We start from the raw sequence: 15,103 nt of genomic DNA on the forward strand, positions 1-15,103 counted from the left end.
CTCCTAGGCTTCGCAAGCAGCCTCGGCCGGGTTGTTCACCAGGCGTTCGAGGGTGTCGCGATCCACTAATTCTTTGTCCAGTTTGATGTAAACAGCCGCTTCGTCAGCAACTATCACTGCATCGGTTACCCCTACAAGGGCCTTGAGGCGCTCGACCAGACCCGCTTCGCGGATCGCCTCGGGCGACAACGGCAAGCGCAGGCTCGTCACGTAGGGAGGTTCACGCATGGTAACAGCAAAGGCCAGCCAGATGGCAGCCAGACCCGCGCATCCAAGGAACACAACCGACAGACCGCCATGCTGAAACAACCAGCCGCCGAGTATCCCGCCGAGTGCCGAACCGAGGAACTGACTGGTGGAATACACGCCCATGGCCGTGCCCTTGCCACCCGCCGGTGAAACCTTGCTGATCAGCGACGGCAATGAAGCCTCCAGCAGATTGAACGCGGTGAAAAACACCACCGTGCCGATCACCAGAGCCCGCAGGCTGTCGCCGAACTGCCAGAAGAATAGCTCAGTCAGCATCAGCGTCAGGACGGCGCCGAGCAAAACTCGTTTCATTTTGCGTTTCTTCTCGCCATAGATGATGAACGGGATCATGGCGAAGAACGAAATCAGCAACGCGGTGAGGTAGACCCACCAGTGCTGCTCCTTGGGCAAACCGGCTTTTTCCACCAGCGCCAGAGGCAGTGCGACGAAGCTCGACATCAACATGGCATGTAACACAAAGATGCCCAGATCGAGTCGCAGCAGGTCTGGATGCTTGAGCGTCGGCATCAACGCCTGACGCGCCACACCGGACTCGCGATGCGTCAGCGGCCCGGTGGATTTCGGCACCATGAACATCACGATCACGATCCCCACCAATGCCATACCACCGGTGGCGAGGAACAACCCCGACAGACCGAACGCGCGGGTCAGCAATGGCCCGACGACCATGGCCACGGCGAACGACAGACCAATTGTCATGCCGATCATCGCCATGGCTTTGGTGCGGTGTTGTTCGCGGGTAAGGTCGGAAAGCAAGGCCATGACCGCAGCAGAAATGGCGCCGGCACCTTGCAGGATTCGTCCGGCAATCACGCCCCAGATCGAATCGGCTTGCGACGCGAGGACGCTACCGAGGGCGAAGACGATCAGCCCGAGGTAAATCACCGGGCGACGGCCGATGCGGTCAGAAATGATCCCGAACGGAATCTGGAAAATTGCCTGGGTCAGGCCGTAGGCGCCGATGGCCAAACCGATCAGGGCCGGGGTCGCACCCGCCAGATCCATGCCGTAGGTCGCCAGTACCGGCAACACCATGAACATGCCAAGCATACGGAAGGCGAACACCAGGGCCAGACCGCTCGCCGCGCGGGTCTCGCTGCCACTCATGCGTTCGCTGTGGGGATCGTGCATGGAAAAACCTCGTGTGAACCGGCGGCGATTCTACCAGTCCCATCGAAAGACGGGGTAGATCGCGACGCTTTGACGCGTATAGATGAAACTCTCTTCATCCAGGGTAAAAAACCCTTCGTTTGATAGTGTGCATCCATCCAGTATTTGGCCGTATACTCCTACGTTTTCGACGCCCGCCGAGCGAGGCCACTTTGGACAAGATCCTGATACGTGGGGCCCGTACCCACAACTTGAAGAACATCGACCTGACCCTGCCACGGGACAAGCTGATCGTCATCACCGGCCTGTCCGGATCCGGCAAGTCGTCCCTGGCCTTCGACACACTGTACGCCGAAGGTCAGCGCCGCTATGTCGAATCGCTGTCGGCCTACGCCCGCCAGTTCCTGTCGATGATGGAAAAACCCGACGTCGACACCATCGAAGGCCTGTCGCCGGCGATCTCCATCGAACAGAAGTCGACCTCGCACAACCCGCGCTCCACGGTCGGCACCATCACCGAAATCTACGACTACCTGCGCCTGCTCTATGCACGCGTTGGTACGCCGCGCTGCCCGGATCACGATATTCCGCTGGAAGCGCAAACGGTCAGTCAGATGGTTGACCTGGTGCTGGCGCAACCGGAAGGCAGCAAGCTGATGTTGCTGGCACCAGTGATCCGCGAGCGTAAAGGTGAACACCTGTCGGTCTTCGAAGAGCTGCGCGCACAAGGTTTCGTCCGCGCACGGGTCAACGGCCGGATCTGCGAACTCGACGAACTGCCGAAACTGGATAAGCAAAAGAAGCATTCGATCGATGTGATCGTCGACCGCTTCAAGGTGCGCGCCGACCTGCAGCAGCGTCTGGCCGAGTCTTTCGAGACCGCGCTGAAACTGGCGGACGGCATCGCCCTGGTCGCACCGATGGACGATGAGCCGGGCGAGGAGATGATCTTCTCCGCGCGCTTCGCCTGCCCGATCTGTGGCCACGCGATCAGCGAACTCGAACCCAAGCTATTTTCCTTCAACAACCCGGCCGGCGCCTGCCCGACGTGCGATGGCCTGGGGGTGAAGCAGTTCTTCGACATCAAGCGACTGGTCAACGGCGAGCTGACGCTGGCCGAAGGCGCGATTCGCGGCTGGGACCGGCGCAACGTCTATTACTTCCAGATGCTGGGGTCACTGGCTTCGCATTATGGTTTTAGCCTGGAAGTGCCGTTCAACGATCTGCCGGCCGATCAGCAGAAGTCCATCCTGCACGGCAGCGGCTCGCAGAACGTCGACTTTAAATACCTGAACGACCGTGGCGACATCGTCAAACGTTCGCACCCGTTCGAAGGCATCGTGCCAAACCTGGAGCGTCGCTACCGAGAGACCGAGTCGGCGAGCGTGCGCGAAGAACTGGCCAAGTTCCTCAGCACCCAGTCCTGCCCGGATTGCCGTGGTACCCGTTTGCGTCGTGAAGCGCGACATGTGTGGGTTGGCGAGAAGACACTGCCAGCAGTGACCAATCTGCCGATCGGTGACGCTTGCGAGTATTTCGGCCAGCTGAAGATGACCGGTCGACGCGGCGAAATCGCCGACAAGATCCTCAAGGAAATCCGCGAGCGTCTGCAGTTTCTGGTCAACGTCGGTCTCGACTACCTGTCGCTGGATCGTAGTGCTGACACGCTGTCCGGTGGCGAGGCGCAGCGGATTCGTCTGGCCAGTCAGATCGGCGCGGGTCTGGTCGGCGTTCTGTACATTCTCGATGAACCGTCGATTGGTTTGCACCAACGCGACAACGACCGGCTTCTCGGCACGCTCAAGCATCTGCGCGATATCGGCAACACCGTGATTGTCGTCGAGCACGACGAAGATGCAATTCGCCTGGCCGATTACGTTGTGGATATCGGCCCGGGCGCAGGCGTGCATGGTGGGCAAATCGTTGCCGAAGGCACACCGGCAGAAGTCATGGCGCACCCGGATTCCCTGACCGGCAAATACCTGTCGGGCCGGGTGAAGATTGAAGTGCCGGCCAAACGCACGCCACGCAACAAGAAGCTCAATCTGTCGCTGAAAGGCGCGCGCGGCAATAACCTGCGCAACGTCGATCTGGACATCCCGATTGGCCTGCTGACTTGCGTGACCGGCGTGTCCGGCTCAGGCAAATCGACGCTGATCAACAACACGCTGTTTCCGCTGAGCGCCACAGCACTCAACGGCGCAACCACTCTGGAAGCGGCAGCGCACGACAGCATCAAAGGCCTTGAGCATCTGGACAAAGTCGTCGACATCGACCAGAGCCCGATCGGTCGTACACCGCGCTCCAACCCGGCAACTTATACCGGTTTGTTTACACCGATCCGCGAGCTGTTCGCTGGCGTGCCCGAGTCGCGCTCCCGTGGTTATGGCCCGGGGCGTTTCTCGTTCAACGTCAAGGGCGGTCGCTGCGAAGCGTGCCAGGGCGATGGCCTGATCAAGGTGGAAATGCACTTCCTGCCAGACATCTACGTGCCGTGCGACGTGTGCAAGAGCAAGCGCTACAACCGCGAAACCCTCGAGATCAAATACAAGGGCAAGAACATCCACGAAACCCTCGAGATGACCATCGAGGAAGCCCGGGTGTTCTTCGACGCGGTGCCGGCACTGGCGCGCAAACTGCAGACCTTGATGGATGTTGGCCTGTCGTACATCAAGCTCGGTCAGTCGGCGACCACGTTGTCGGGTGGTGAGGCACAGCGGGTCAAGCTGTCTCGCGAGCTGTCCAAGCGTGACACAGGCAAGACCCTGTACATCCTCGATGAGCCGACCACCGGTTTGCACTTCGCGGATATCCAGCAGTTGCTCGACGTACTGCATCGGCTGCGCGACCACGGCAATACGGTGGTGGTGATCGAGCACAACCTCGACGTGATCAAGACGGCCGACTGGCTGGTCGACCTCGGGCCGGAGGGTGGTTCCAAGGGTGGTCAGATCATTGCCACCGGTACGCCGGAAGAAGTGGCCGAGATGAAGCAATCTCACACCGGCCACTACCTCAAGCCACTGCTGATCCGTGATCGGGCTTAAACGCCGAGCATGAAAAAGCCCCTTTCACTTCAACAGTGACAGGGGCTTTTTTGTATCTGCTGCAATCAGGACGTGTGGGATTGCAGGTAGTTCTCGAGACCGATCAGCTTGATCAGTCCCAACTGCTTTTCCAGCCAGTAGGTGTGATCTTCTTCGGTATCATTGAGCTGAACCCGCAGGATCTCGCGGCTGACGTAGTCTTTGTGCTGCTCGCACAACTCAATGCCTTTGCACAGCGCGGCGCGAACTTTGTACTCGAGGCGCAGATCTGCTTCGAGCATCTCCGGCACCGTGGTGCCGACGTCGAGGTCATCCGGACGCATGCGTGGCGTGCCTTCAAGCATCAGAATCCGGCGCATCAACGCATCAGCGTGACCTGCTTCTTCTTCCATCTCGTGGTTGATTCGCTCGTAGAGCTTGGTGAACCCCCAGTCCTCATACATCCGCGAATGAACGAAATATTGGTCACGCGCGGCCAGTTCGCCGGTCAGCAACGTGTTGAGGTAATCGATAACGTCTGGGTGGCCTTGCATCGCCCTACATCTCCCTACTTGAAAGTCTGTAGTTTGAACCAACCTGACTGGAAGGTCACCCGCTACGCGCAATAAAAGCGAAGATATTCCTAGAAAAGCAGCCTAAATAACGCAAAAACCGCCCAAATGAGGGCGGTTCTGCTTCTCGTTTAGACTTCGTTAAGCTGTACGTTGAGCAGCTTTGCGATTGCTTCTCCATACGCCACATCGGCTTTGTAGAAATGCTGCAATTGGCGGTCGACTACATCACTGGAAACACCTGCCATTGCACCGGCGATGTTGCTCACCAGCAAAGCTTTCTGTTCGTCGCTCATCAACCGAAACAGCGCACCGGCGTGGCTGTAGTAATCGGTGTCTTCGCGGTGATCGTAGCGATCGGCCGCACCGCTTAGAGCCAGCGCAGGCTCAGCGTAGTTCGGAGCTTGTTTCGGCGTCTCAATGTAGCTGTTCGGCTCGTAGTTCGGTGCTGCGCCGCCATTACTGCCGAATGCCATTGAACCATCACGCTGGTAAGTGTTTACCGGGCTACGTGGCGCGTTCACCAGCAATTGCTGGTGATTGGTGCCGACGCGGTAGCGATGGGCGTCAGCGTAAGCGAATACGCGACCTTGCAGCATGCGGTCTGGCGACAGACCTACACCTGGCACCATGTTGCTCGGGCCAAACGCTGCCTGCTCGACTTCAGCGAAGTAGTTCTGCGGGTTGCGGTTCAGTTCCAGTTCGCCGACTTCGATCAACGGGAATTCTTGCTGCGACCAGGTTTTGGTTACGTCGAAAGGGTTCTCGTAGTGTGCCGCCGCTTGAGCCTCGGTCATGATCTGGATGCACACGCGCCATTTCGGGAAATCACCGCGCTCGATCGCTTCAAACAGGTCACGTTGGGCGTAATCCGGATCGGTGCCAGCAATACGAGCAGCATCCGCTGGTGCGAGGTTCTTGATGCCCTGTTTGGTCTTGTAGTGCCACTTCACCCAGTGACGCTCGCCTTGAGCGCTGATCAGGCTGTAAGTGTGGCTGCCGAAGCCGTGCATGTGACGGTAGCCGTCAGGAATGCCACGATCGGAGAAGAGGATGGTCACCTGATGCAGCGCTTCAGGTGAATGTGACCAGAAGTCCCACATCATCTGCGCGCTTTTCAGGTTGCTTTGCGGTAGCCGCTTTTGCGTGTGGATGAAATCAGGGAATTTCAGCGGATCACGAATGAAGAAGACCGGCGTGTTGTTGCCAACAATGTCCCAGTTACCTTCCTCGGTGTAGAACTTGAGGGCAAAACCGCGAGGGTCGCGCTCGGTATCGGCCGAACCACGCTCGCCACCCACGGTGGAAAAGCGCAGGAACGTCGGGGTTTGCTTGCCAACTGATTCGAACAGCTTGGCGCTGGTGTAATTGGTGATATCACGAGTGACGGTAAACGTGCCGTAAGCCCCCGAGCCTTTGGCGTGTACGCGACGCTCTGGAATATTTTCACGGTTGAAGTGTGCGAGCTTCTCGAGCAGATGGAAATCGTCGAGAAGCAACGGGCCACGCGGGCCGGCGGAGCGAGAATTCTGATTATCAGCGACAGGTGCGCCACTGGCGGTCGTAAGCGTTTTGATCTGGCTCATACGGTCTTCTTCCTCTATCAGTCCTGGAACTGCCGGCTAATCGGCTTGGTGGGAAGTATTGATCATCAATGTGACAGCCACAAATTCATTAACTTGTGCGTATCGATAGAAAATTACTAATTATGTTTCCCAGCACATAGTGACAACAGAACAGGGTCAGAAGCTTGTACAAACAGCGCATTTTCTTGCAGACACAAAAAACCGGGCACTAGGCCCGGTTCTTTGTTTCAGACTGACGTCTTACTCGGCGGATACAGCTTCGCCAGCAGTAGCACGATCAACCAACTCGACGTACGCCATAGGCGCGTTGTCGCCAGTGCGGAAACCGCACTTGAGGATGCGCAGGTAGCCACCCTCACGGGTAGCGTAACGCTTGCCCAGGTCGTTGAAGAGCTTACCAACGATGGCTTTCGAACGAGTACGGTCGAATGCCAGACGGCGGTTAGCCAGGCTGTCTGTCTTGGCCAGAGTGATCAGCGGCTCAGCAACGCGACGCAGTTCTTTGGCTTTTGGCAGAGTAGTTTTGATCAGCTCGTGCTCGAACAGCGACACCGCCATGTTTTGAAACATGGCCTTGCGGTGCGAGCTGGTGCGGCTCAGGTGACGACCACTTTTACGATGACGCATGGTTCATTCCTTACCAAACACTACGTTCGGTGATTACGACGATCAGGCAGTCGCCTTGTCGTCCTTCTTAAGACTTGCAGGCGGCCAGTTGTCGAGGCGCATGCCGAGGGACAGACCGCGGGAGGCCAGAACGTCCTTGATTTCAGTCAAGGATTTCTTGCCCAGGTTCGGAGTCTTCAACAGCTCCACTTCGGTGCGCTGAATCAGGTCACCGATGTAGTAGATGTTTTCCGCCTTAAGGCAGTTAGCCGAACGTACAGTCAGTTCCAGATCGTCAACCGGGCGAAGCAGGATCGGATCGATCTCGTCTTCCTGCTCGACAACCACTGGCTCACTGTCACCTTTGAGGTCGACGAACGCAGCCAACTGCTGTTGCAGAATGGTTGCAGCGCGGCGAATAGCCTCTTCAGGATCCAGAGTACCGTTGGTTTCCAGATCAATAACCAGCTTGTCCAGGTTGGTACGCTGCTCGACACGGGCGTTTTCCACCACGTATGCGATACGGCGAACCGGGCTGAACGAAGAGTCAAGCTGCAAGCGACCGATGCTGCGGCTTTCGTCTTCATCGCTCTGACGCGAGTCTGCTGGTTCATAACCACGACCACGAGCTACGGTGAGCTTCATGTTCAGGGCGCCGTTAGACGCCAGGTTAGCGATTACGTGATCGGGATTAACGATCTCGACATCATGATCCAGCTGAATATCGGCAGCGGTAACCACCCCCGAACCCTTCTTCGACAAGGTCAGCGTAACTTCGTCACGACCGTGCAGCTTGATGGCCAGACCTTTAAGGTTCAACAGGATTTCAATTACGTCTTCCTGTACACCTTCGATGGCGCTGTACTCGTGGAGCACACCGTCAATCTCGGCCTCGACTACTGCGCAGCCGGGCATTGAGGACAACAGGATGCGTCGCAGCGCGTTGCCCAGGGTGTGGCCAAAACCACGCTCGAGAGGCTCGAGAGTGATCTTGGCGCGGGTTGGACTGACAACCTGCACATCAATATGGCGGGGTGTCAGGAACTCATTTACCGAAATCTGCATGGATGCACCTATTTTCTAGCCCTTACTTGGAGTAGAGCTCGACAATCAGGCTTTCGTTGATGTCGGCGGACAGATCACTGCGAGCAGGAACGTTCTTGAAAACGCCCGACTTCTTCTCAGTGTCTACTTCTACCCATTCTACGCGGCCACGTTGGGCACACAGATCGAGAGCTTGGACAATGCGAAGTTGGTTTTTTGCTTTCTCGCGAACTGCAACCACGTCACCAGCACGAACCTGATACGACGGAACGTTTACGGTCTGGCCGTTAACGCTGATCGACTTGTGCGATACCAGTTGACGGGATTCGGCACGAGTCGAACCAAAGCCCATACGATATACAACGTTGTCCAGACGGCATTCGAGCAGTTGCAGCAGGTTTTCACCGGTTGCACCTTTCTTGCCAGCAGCTTCTTTGTAGTAGCCGCTGAACTGACGCTCGAGAACGCCGTAGATACGACGGACCTTCTGCTTTTCACGCAGTTGGGTGCCGTAGTCGGACTGGCGACCGCGGCGTTGGCCGTGGATACCAGGTGCTGCTTCAATGTTGCACTTCGATTCGATCGCGCGCACGCCGCTCTTCAGGAAGAGATCGGTGCCTTCGCGACGAGCGAGTTTGCATTTTGGACCAATGTAACGAGCCATTCTTTACAATCTCCTGGATTACACGCGGCGCTTCTTCGGCGGACGGCACCCGTTGTGCGGGATTGGCGTCACGTCGGTGATGCTGGCGATCTTGTAGCCACAGCCGTTCAAAGCGCGGACTGCGGATTCACGACCTGGACCTGGACCTTTGACGTTGACGTCGAGGTTTTTCAGGCCATATTCCAGCGCAGCTTGACCAGCACGTTCAGCAGCTACTTGAGCAGCAAACGGGGTGGACTTGCGGGAACCGCGGAAACCCGAACCACCAGAGGTAGCCCAAGAAAGCGCGTTACCTTGACGGTCGGTGATGGTCACGATTGTGTTGTTAAAAGAAGCATGGATGTGGGCGATGCCATCAACCACTGTCTTTTTAACTTTTTTACGAGGACGAGCAGCAGGTTTTGCCATGATTAATTTCCTGTCGATTCGCGTGGGCGATTACTTGCGGATCGGCTTACGCGGACCTTTACGGGTACGCGCGTTAGTCTTGGTACGCTGACCGCGTACTGGAAGACCACGACGATGACGCAGACCACGGTAGCAACCGAGGTCCATCAAACGCTTGATTTTCATGTTGATTTCGCGACGCAGGTCACCTTCAGTGGTGAACTTCGCCACTTCGCCACGCAATTGCTCAATCTGCTCGTCGCTCAGATCTTTGATCTTTGCGGCTGGGTTTACCCCAGTCTCTGCGCAAATTTTCTGCGCAGTAGTGCGACCAACACCATAGATGTAGGTCAGCGAGATAACAGTGTGCTTGTTATCTGGAATGTTAACGCCTGCAATACGGGCCATTCAGTGGGACTCCAATTGACAGCTACCTACGCCCCGGAAGCCAAGAAATAGGGCGCGAGATAATATCGCTGTAATAACAAATAATCAACCCGGCAGCGCACTAGCTGCCGGGCTTCAAGCGGATCACACTCAGCCTTGGCGCTGTTTGTGACGCGGTTCCGCGCTGCAAATTACTCGAACAACACCTTCGCGGCGAATAATCTTGCAGTTACGGCACAGCTTTTTCACCGATGCACGAACTTTCATCACCAACTCCTCGAACCTTATGGGTACTCAGCGCAACATGCCGCTGCCGTAACCCTTCAGGTTGGCTTTCTTCATCAGGGATTCGTACTGGTGCGAAACGAGGTGCGATTGTACTTGGGACATGAAGTCCATCACAACCACGACCACGATCAGCAACGAGGTCCCGCCAAGGTAGAACGGAACGTTTGCTGCAACCACCAGGAACTGGGGCAACAGGCACACGGCCGTCATGTAAAGAGCACCGAACATGGTCAAGCGAGTCAGAACGCCATCAATGTAGCGCGCAGACTGCTCACCTGGACGGATGCCCGGAATAAAGGCACCGGACTTCTTCAGGTTTTCCGCTACGTCTTTCGGATTGAACATCAACGCCGTATAGAAGAAGCAGAAGAAAATAATCCCTGCACTAAACAGCAGAATATTCAACGGCTGACCAGGAGCGATCGACTGCGAGATGTCCTGCAACCAGCCCATACCTTCAGACTGACCAAACCAGGCACCCAGCGAAGCCGGGAACAGCAAAATGCTGCTCGCGAAAATAGCTGGAATAACACCAGCCATGTTCACTTTCAGCGGCAAGTGGCTTGTCTGCGCAGCAAAAACCTTACGGCCCTGCTGACGCTTGGCGTAGTGAACAGCGATACGACGCTGACCACGCTCAATGAACACCACAAAACCGATAATCGCTACTGCCAGCAAACCGATGGCAACCAGGGCGAAGATGTTGATATCACCCTGACGTGCAGACTCGAAAGACTGCCCGATTGCTCTCGGAAGACCGGCGACGATACCCGAAAAAATCAACATCGAGATACCGTTACCTACACCACGCTCAGTAATCTGCTCACCCAGCCACATCATGAACATCGCACCAGCCACAAAAGTGGATACCGCGACGAAATGGAAGCCAAAGTCACCAGTGAACGCAACGCCCTGCCCCGCCAGACCAATGGACATGCCAATAGCCTGAACGAGAGCGAGGACGACGGTGCCGTAGCGGGTGTACTGGCTGATCTTGCGACGGCCAGCTTCACCTTCCTTCTTCAACTGCTCCAGCTGCGGGCTGACGGCGGTCATCAGTTGCATGATGATCGATGCCGAAATGTACGGCATGATCCCCAGTGCAAAGATGCTCATCCGTTCCAGCGCGCCGCCGGAGAACATGTTGAACAAGCTAAGAATGGTCCCCTCATTCTGTCGAAACAGGTCTGCGAGTCGGTCCGGGTTGATACCTGGAACCGGGATGTGTGCGCCTATTCGGTAGACGATAATCGCCAGGAACAGAAAACGCAGACGAGCCCAGAGTTCAGACATACCGCCTTTGCCGAGCGCAGAGAGAGCACCTTGCTTAGCCATTTATTCCTCGAACTTGCCGCCAGCTGCTTCGATAGCCGCACGCGCACCTTTGGTGGCGCCGATTCCCTTGCCGATAGTGACAGCGCGAGTCACTTCACCGGACAGCATGATTTTCACACGCTGTACGTTGACGTTGATCACGTTGGCATCTTTCAGGGACTGCACGGTGACGATGTCGCCTTCCACTTTAGCCAGCTCGGACAAACGCACTTCTGCGCGATCCATGGCTTTCAGGGAAACGAAACCGAACTTCGGCAGGCGACGATGCAGCGGCTGTTGACCGCCTTCAAAGCCTGGAGCAATGGTGCCACCGGAGCGGGAGGTCTGACCTTTGTGGCCACGGCCACCAGTCTTACCCAAACCGCTACCGATACCACGGCCCGGACGATGCTTTTCGCGACGGGAACCCGGCGCTGGACTCAGATCATTGAGTTTCATCGATTAACCCTCGACACGCAGCATGTAGTAAGCCTTGTTGATCATCCCGCGATTCTCGGGAGTATCCTGGACTTCTACAGTGTGACCGATGCGACGCAGACCCAGACCCTTAACGCACAATTTGTGGTTAGGGATGCGGCCGGTCATGCTTTTGATCAGCGTTACTTTAACGGTAGCCATGATCAGAAGATCTCCTTGACAGTCAGACCACGCTTCGCAGCGATGGACTCAGGAGATTGCATGGCTTTCAGACCTTTGAAAGTGGCGTGAACCACGTTTACCGGGTTAGTCGAGCCGTAGCACTTGGCCAGAACGTTCTGAACGCCAGCAACTTCGAGGACAGCACGCATAGCGCCGCCAGCGATGATACCGGTACCTTCAGAAGCAGGCTGCATGTACACCTTCGAAGCGCCGTGACCGGACTTCATTGCGTACTGCAGAGTTGTGCCGTTCAGGTCAACTTGAATCATGTTGCGGCGAGCAGCTTCCATTGCCTTCTGGATCGCAGCAGGCACTTCACGTGACTTGCCACGGCCGAAGCCAACACGCCCTTTACCATCACCAACCACGGTCAACGCGGTGAAAGTGAAGATACGGCCGCCTTTAACGGTTTTGGCTACGCGGTTAACTTGAACCAGCTTCTCAATGTAGCCTTCGTCGCGCTTTTGGTCGTTATTTGACATAACTTAGAACTCCAGCCCAGCTTCACGAGCAGCATCAGCCAGCGCTTTAACGCGGCCGTGGTACTTGAAGCCAGAGCGGTCGAAAGCCACTTGCGAGACGCCAGCGGCCTTAGCACGCGTAGCGACCAGCTGGCCAACCTTTGTGGCCGCGTCGATGTTGCCAGTGGCGCCATCACGCAGTTCTTTATCCAAAGTCGAGGCACTTGCCAGGACTTTGTTGCCGTCGGCCGAGATGACCTGGGCGTAGATGTGCTGCGACGAGCGGAACACGCAGAGACGCACGACTTCTAGTTCGTGCATTTTCAGGCGTGCTTTGCGAGCGCGACGCAGTCGAGTAACTTTTTTGTCGGTCATTTGCTATGCCCTACTTCTTCTTGGCTTCTTTACGACGGACGACTTCGTCCGCGTAGCGCACACCTTTGCCTTTGTACGGCTCTGGTGGACGGAAGTCGCGGATCTCAGCGGCCACTTGACCTACCAGCTGCTTATCGATGCCCTTGATCAGGATATCGGTCTGGCTAGGAGTCTCAGCGGTGATGCCTTCCGGCAGTTCGTAATCCACTGGGTGCGAGAAGCCAAGGGCAAGGTTCAGAACCGTGCCTTTTGCTTGCGCTTTGTAACCAACACCGACCAGCTGGAGCTTACGCTCGAAGCCTTGGCTTACGCCTTGGACCATGTTGTTTACCAACGCACGCGTGGTACCGGCCATTGCGCGAGTTTGTTGATCGCCATTGCGAGCAGCGAAACGCAGCTCACCAGCTTCTTCAACGATCTCAACGGACGAATGGATGTTCAGTTCGAGAGTGCCCTTGGCACCCTTCACCGAAAGCTGTTGGCCTGCGAATTTTACTTCGACACCGGCTGGCAGCTTAACGGGGTTCTTAGCGACGCGAGACATGCTTATCCCCCCTTAGAACACAGTGCAAAGAACTTCGCCGCCGACACCGGCAGCGCGCGCAGCACGATCCGTCATCACACCTTTGTTGGTGGAGACGATAGACACGCCAAGACCGCCACGAACTTTCGGCAGATCTTCAACGGACTTGTACTGACGCAGGCCTGGACGACTAACGCGCTTCACTTCTTCGATAACCGGACGGCCTTCGAAGTACTTCAGCTCGATGGACAACGACGGCTTAGCGTCGGTGGTGATCTGAAAATCCGCGATGTAACCTTCGTCCTTCAGGACTTTTGCTACAGCCACCTTCAACGTGGAAGACGGCATGCTTACGACAGACTTTTCAGCCATCTGGGCATTACGGATTCGAGTTAGCATGTCCGCTAACGGGTCCTGCATACTCATGGGCTAGACGCTCCTAATACAGAAAAATTAGCCTTGCGGCTACTACTTGTCGCCGAGAACTTCCGGGCATGAAAAACACGGGCTCAGGCGAGCCGGTCATTCTAGACACACCCCAGAAATGAATCAAGCCCCAAAAGGGGCTTGATTCAGATTCAAGGCCACCGATGGTCAGGTTCTTGCGAACCCGAACATCGAGACTTTGACAGCAATTACCAGCTGGCTTTAACCAGACCTGGTACGTCACCACGCATTGCAGCTTCACGCAGCTTGTTACGGCCAAGGCCGAACTTGCGGTAAACGCCGTGCGGACGACCAGTCAGGCGGCAACGGTTACGCATGCGCGCAGCGCTTGCGTCACGTGGTTGCTTCTGCAGAGCTACGGTAGCTTCCCAACGTGCTTCTGGACTTGCGTTCAGATCAACGATGATAGCTTTCAGCGCTGCACGCTTGGTGGCGTACTTGGCAACAGTGAGCTGACGCTTCAGCTCACGGTTTTTCATGCTCTTCTTGGCCATTTTCCTACTCCAATCAGTTGCGGAACGGGAATTTGAAAGCACGCAGCAGAGCGCGGCCTTCATCATCGTTCTTGGCAGTGGTGGTCAGGGTAATGTCCAGACCGCGGAGAGCATCGATCTTGTCGTAGTCGATTTCCGGGAAAATGATCTGCTCTTTCACGCCCATGCTGTAGTTACCACGACCATCGAAGGACTTGGCATTCAGGCCGCGGAAGTCGCGAACCCGAGGCAGGGAGATCGACAGCAGACGATCCAGGAACTCATACATACGCTCACGGCGCAGAGTCACTTTGACGCCGATCGGCCATCCTTCACGGACTTTAAAGCCAGCGATGGATTTACGAGCGTAGGTCACGACGACTTTTTGGCCGGTGATCTTTTCCAGGTCAGCAACAGCATGCTCGATGACTTTCTTGTCACCAACAGCTTCGCCCAGACCCATGTTCAGGGTGATCTTTGTAACGCGTGGAACTTCCATCACGTTCGAAAGCTTAAGTTCTTCCTTAAGCTTCGGTGCGATTTCCTTCCAGTAAATCTCTTTTAGTCGTGCCATGGTCTTCTACCTAGCAGTGTTCAAGCATCAACCGCTTTTTGGGTCGACTTGAAGACACGAATTTTCTTGCCGTCTTCTACTTTGAAACCAACGCGGTCAGCCTTGTTGGTTTCGCCGTTGAAAATGGCGACGTTAGAAGCGTCCAGTGGAGCTTCTTTTTCGACGATACCGCCTTGTACGCCCGACATCGGGTTAGGCTTGGTATGACGCTTGACCAGGTTCAGACCGCCAATAACCAAACGGTTATTAGCAAGAACCTTAAGCACCTTACCGCGCTTACCTTTGTCTTTGCCGGCGATCACGATGATCTCGTCGTCACGACGAATCTTTTGCATG

20 protein-coding genes are annotated in these 15,103 nt (G+C 56.1%); 1 reads left to right on the forward strand and 19 read right to left on the reverse strand.

From position 1 onward, the window contains the following. Positions 1 to 3: 3 nt before the first annotated feature. A complete protein-coding gene (locus C2E19_RS26440) occupies positions 4 to 1,401 on the reverse strand; it encodes an MFS transporter (RefSeq protein WP_129395729.1) in 1,398 nt (465 codons plus the stop codon). A 191-nt stretch (positions 1,402 to 1,592) separates the two neighbouring features. Between C2E19_RS26440 and uvrA the strand changes: the two genes are divergently transcribed. Then, complete coding sequence (uvrA, locus tag C2E19_RS26445; protein WP_129395730.1) at positions 1,593 to 4,427, forward strand: excinuclease ABC subunit UvrA; 2,835 nt, start codon at positions 1,593 to 1,595, stop codon at positions 4,425 to 4,427. Between the two features lie 65 nt (positions 4,428 to 4,492). Here the strand turns inward: uvrA and bfr are convergent, their stop codons facing one another. The 18 genes from bfr to rplX form a co-directional block, all read right to left on the reverse strand. Continuing rightward, complete coding sequence (gene bfr / locus C2E19_RS26450) at positions 4,493 to 4,960, reverse strand: bacterioferritin (RefSeq protein ID WP_007918444.1); 468 nt, start codon at positions 4,958 to 4,960, stop codon at positions 4,493 to 4,495. A 149-nt stretch (positions 4,961 to 5,109) separates the two neighbouring features. Further along, positions 5,110 to 6,564, reverse strand: a complete 1,455-nt coding sequence (locus C2E19_RS26455) for a catalase (protein WP_129395731.1) — start codon at positions 6,562 to 6,564, stop codon at positions 5,110 to 5,112. A gap of 240 nt (positions 6,565 to 6,804) precedes the next feature. Beyond that, positions 6,805 to 7,191 (reverse strand): 50S ribosomal protein L17, encoded by a 387-nt coding sequence (gene rplQ, locus C2E19_RS26460; RefSeq protein WP_007918448.1) that lies wholly within the window; start codon positions 7,189 to 7,191, stop codon positions 6,805 to 6,807. A gap of 42 nt (positions 7,192 to 7,233) precedes the next feature. Beyond that, a complete protein-coding gene (gene rpoA / locus C2E19_RS26465; protein WP_003186012.1) occupies positions 7,234 to 8,235 on the reverse strand; it encodes a DNA-directed RNA polymerase subunit alpha in 1,002 nt (333 codons plus the stop codon). Positions 8,236 to 8,257: 22 nt separating this feature from the next. After that, positions 8,258 to 8,878, reverse strand: coding sequence for a 30S ribosomal protein S4 (rpsD, locus tag C2E19_RS26470; protein ID WP_003176404.1), 621 nt, complete (start codon positions 8,876 to 8,878; stop codon positions 8,258 to 8,260). A gap of 18 nt (positions 8,879 to 8,896) precedes the next feature. Continuing rightward, positions 8,897 to 9,286: a 30S ribosomal protein S11 gene (gene rpsK / locus C2E19_RS26475; protein WP_002555466.1), complete on the reverse strand. Its 390-nt coding sequence runs from the start codon at positions 9,284 to 9,286 to the stop codon at positions 8,897 to 8,899. A 30-nt stretch (positions 9,287 to 9,316) separates the two neighbouring features. After that, a complete protein-coding gene (gene rpsM, locus C2E19_RS26480; protein ID WP_009045849.1) occupies positions 9,317 to 9,673 on the reverse strand; it encodes a 30S ribosomal protein S13 in 357 nt (118 codons plus the stop codon). A 129-nt stretch (positions 9,674 to 9,802) separates the two neighbouring features. Continuing rightward, on the reverse strand, positions 9,803 to 9,919 hold the full coding sequence (gene rpmJ / locus C2E19_RS26485) for a 50S ribosomal protein L36 (protein WP_002555468.1): 117 nt from the start codon (positions 9,917 to 9,919) through the stop codon (positions 9,803 to 9,805). Positions 9,920 to 9,946: 27 nt separating this feature from the next. Further along, positions 9,947 to 11,275 carry a preprotein translocase subunit SecY gene (gene secY, locus C2E19_RS26490; RefSeq protein ID WP_003228718.1) on the reverse strand — a complete coding sequence of 443 codons (1,329 nt, stop codon included), beginning with the start codon at positions 11,273 to 11,275 and terminating at the stop codon, positions 9,947 to 9,949. Next, positions 11,276 to 11,713 (reverse strand): 50S ribosomal protein L15, encoded by a 438-nt coding sequence (gene rplO, locus C2E19_RS26495; protein ID WP_003228720.1) that lies wholly within the window; start codon positions 11,711 to 11,713, stop codon positions 11,276 to 11,278. Positions 11,714 to 11,716: 3 nt separating this feature from the next. Beyond that, complete coding sequence (gene rpmD / locus C2E19_RS26500; RefSeq protein ID WP_003176408.1) at positions 11,717 to 11,893, reverse strand: 50S ribosomal protein L30; 177 nt, start codon at positions 11,891 to 11,893, stop codon at positions 11,717 to 11,719. A 2-nt stretch (positions 11,894 to 11,895) separates the two neighbouring features. Further along, positions 11,896 to 12,396: a 30S ribosomal protein S5 gene (gene rpsE / locus C2E19_RS26505; protein ID WP_064392263.1), complete on the reverse strand. Its 501-nt coding sequence runs from the start codon at positions 12,394 to 12,396 to the stop codon at positions 11,896 to 11,898. A 3-nt stretch (positions 12,397 to 12,399) separates the two neighbouring features. Beyond that, entirely contained in the window at positions 12,400 to 12,750 is a 351-nt protein-coding gene (gene rplR / locus C2E19_RS26510) for a 50S ribosomal protein L18 (RefSeq protein WP_003186037.1), read from the reverse strand. 10 nt (positions 12,751 to 12,760) lie between these two features. Further along, positions 12,761 to 13,294: a 50S ribosomal protein L6 gene (rplF, locus tag C2E19_RS26515; RefSeq protein WP_003176412.1), complete on the reverse strand. Its 534-nt coding sequence runs from the start codon at positions 13,292 to 13,294 to the stop codon at positions 12,761 to 12,763. 12 nt (positions 13,295 to 13,306) lie between these two features. Next, the gene (gene rpsH / locus C2E19_RS26520) at positions 13,307 to 13,699 is read right to left on the reverse strand and encodes a 30S ribosomal protein S8 (protein ID WP_007918458.1); all 393 of its coding nucleotides are present in this window, start codon (positions 13,697 to 13,699) and stop codon (positions 13,307 to 13,309) included. Positions 13,700 to 13,908: 209 nt separating this feature from the next. After that, on the reverse strand, positions 13,909 to 14,214 hold the full coding sequence (gene rpsN / locus C2E19_RS26525) for a 30S ribosomal protein S14 (RefSeq protein WP_007918460.1): 306 nt from the start codon (positions 14,212 to 14,214) through the stop codon (positions 13,909 to 13,911). Positions 14,215 to 14,227: 13 nt separating this feature from the next. After that, complete coding sequence (rplE, locus tag C2E19_RS26530) at positions 14,228 to 14,767, reverse strand: 50S ribosomal protein L5 (protein ID WP_003176415.1); 540 nt, start codon at positions 14,765 to 14,767, stop codon at positions 14,228 to 14,230. A 20-nt stretch (positions 14,768 to 14,787) separates the two neighbouring features. Beyond that, complete coding sequence (rplX, locus tag C2E19_RS26535; protein WP_003176416.1) at positions 14,788 to 15,102, reverse strand: 50S ribosomal protein L24; 315 nt, start codon at positions 15,100 to 15,102, stop codon at positions 14,788 to 14,790. Position 15,103: the final 1 nt, after the last annotated feature.

Source organism: Pseudomonas sp. DTU12.3 (assembly GCF_004124275.1).
Classification (GTDB): domain Bacteria; phylum Pseudomonadota; class Gammaproteobacteria; order Pseudomonadales; family Pseudomonadaceae; genus Aquipseudomonas; species Aquipseudomonas helmanticensis.

What these genes read in the sequence shown, in the direction of transcription:
- C2E19_RS26440 (WP_129395729.1), bottom strand. Translation starts at nt 1,401, where the DNA reads ATGCACGATCCCCACAGCGAACGCATGAGTGGCAGCGAGACCCGCGCG.
- bfr (WP_007918444.1), bottom strand. Translation starts at nt 4,960, where the DNA reads ATGCAAGGCCACCCAGACGTTATCGATTACCTCAACACGTTGCTGACC.
- C2E19_RS26455 (WP_129395731.1), bottom strand. Translation starts at nt 6,564, where the DNA reads ATGAGCCAGATCAAAACGCTTACGACCGCCAGTGGCGCACCTGTCGCT.
- rplQ (WP_007918448.1), bottom strand. Translation starts at nt 7,191, where the DNA reads ATGCGTCATCGTAAAAGTGGTCGTCACCTGAGCCGCACCAGCTCGCAC.
- rpoA (WP_003186012.1), bottom strand. Translation starts at nt 8,235, where the DNA reads ATGCAGATTTCGGTAAATGAGTTCCTGACACCCCGCCATATTGATGTG.
- rpsD (WP_003176404.1), bottom strand. Translation starts at nt 8,878, where the DNA reads ATGGCTCGTTACATTGGTCCAAAATGCAAACTCGCTCGTCGCGAAGGC.
- rpsK (WP_002555466.1), bottom strand. Translation starts at nt 9,286, where the DNA reads ATGGCAAAACCTGCTGCTCGTCCTCGTAAAAAAGTTAAAAAGACAGTG.
- rpsM (WP_009045849.1), bottom strand. Translation starts at nt 9,673, where the DNA reads ATGGCCCGTATTGCAGGCGTTAACATTCCAGATAACAAGCACACTGTT.
- rpmJ (WP_002555468.1), bottom strand. Translation starts at nt 9,919, where the DNA reads ATGAAAGTTCGTGCATCGGTGAAAAAGCTGTGCCGTAACTGCAAGATT.
- secY (WP_003228718.1), bottom strand. Translation starts at nt 11,275, where the DNA reads ATGGCTAAGCAAGGTGCTCTCTCTGCGCTCGGCAAAGGCGGTATGTCT.
- rplO (WP_003228720.1), bottom strand. Translation starts at nt 11,713, where the DNA reads ATGAAACTCAATGATCTGAGTCCAGCGCCGGGTTCCCGTCGCGAAAAG.
- rpmD (WP_003176408.1), bottom strand. Translation starts at nt 11,893, where the DNA reads ATGGCTACCGTTAAAGTAACGCTGATCAAAAGCATGACCGGCCGCATC.
- rpsE (WP_064392263.1), bottom strand. Translation starts at nt 12,396, where the DNA reads ATGTCAAATAACGACCAAAAGCGCGACGAAGGCTACATTGAGAAGCTG.
- rplR (WP_003186037.1), bottom strand. Translation starts at nt 12,750, where the DNA reads ATGACCGACAAAAAAGTTACTCGACTGCGTCGCGCTCGCAAAGCACGC.
- rplF (WP_003176412.1), bottom strand. Translation starts at nt 13,294, where the DNA reads ATGTCTCGCGTCGCTAAGAACCCCGTTAAGCTGCCAGCCGGTGTCGAA.
- rpsH (WP_007918458.1), bottom strand. Translation starts at nt 13,699, where the DNA reads ATGAGTATGCAGGACCCGTTAGCGGACATGCTAACTCGAATCCGTAAT.
- rpsN (WP_007918460.1), bottom strand. Translation starts at nt 14,214, where the DNA reads ATGGCCAAGAAGAGCATGAAAAACCGTGAGCTGAAGCGTCAGCTCACT.
- rplE (WP_003176415.1), bottom strand. Translation starts at nt 14,767, where the DNA reads ATGGCACGACTAAAAGAGATTTACTGGAAGGAAATCGCACCGAAGCTT.
- rplX (WP_003176416.1), bottom strand. Translation starts at nt 15,102, where the DNA reads ATGCAAAAGATTCGTCGTGACGACGAGATCATCGTGATCGCCGGCAAA.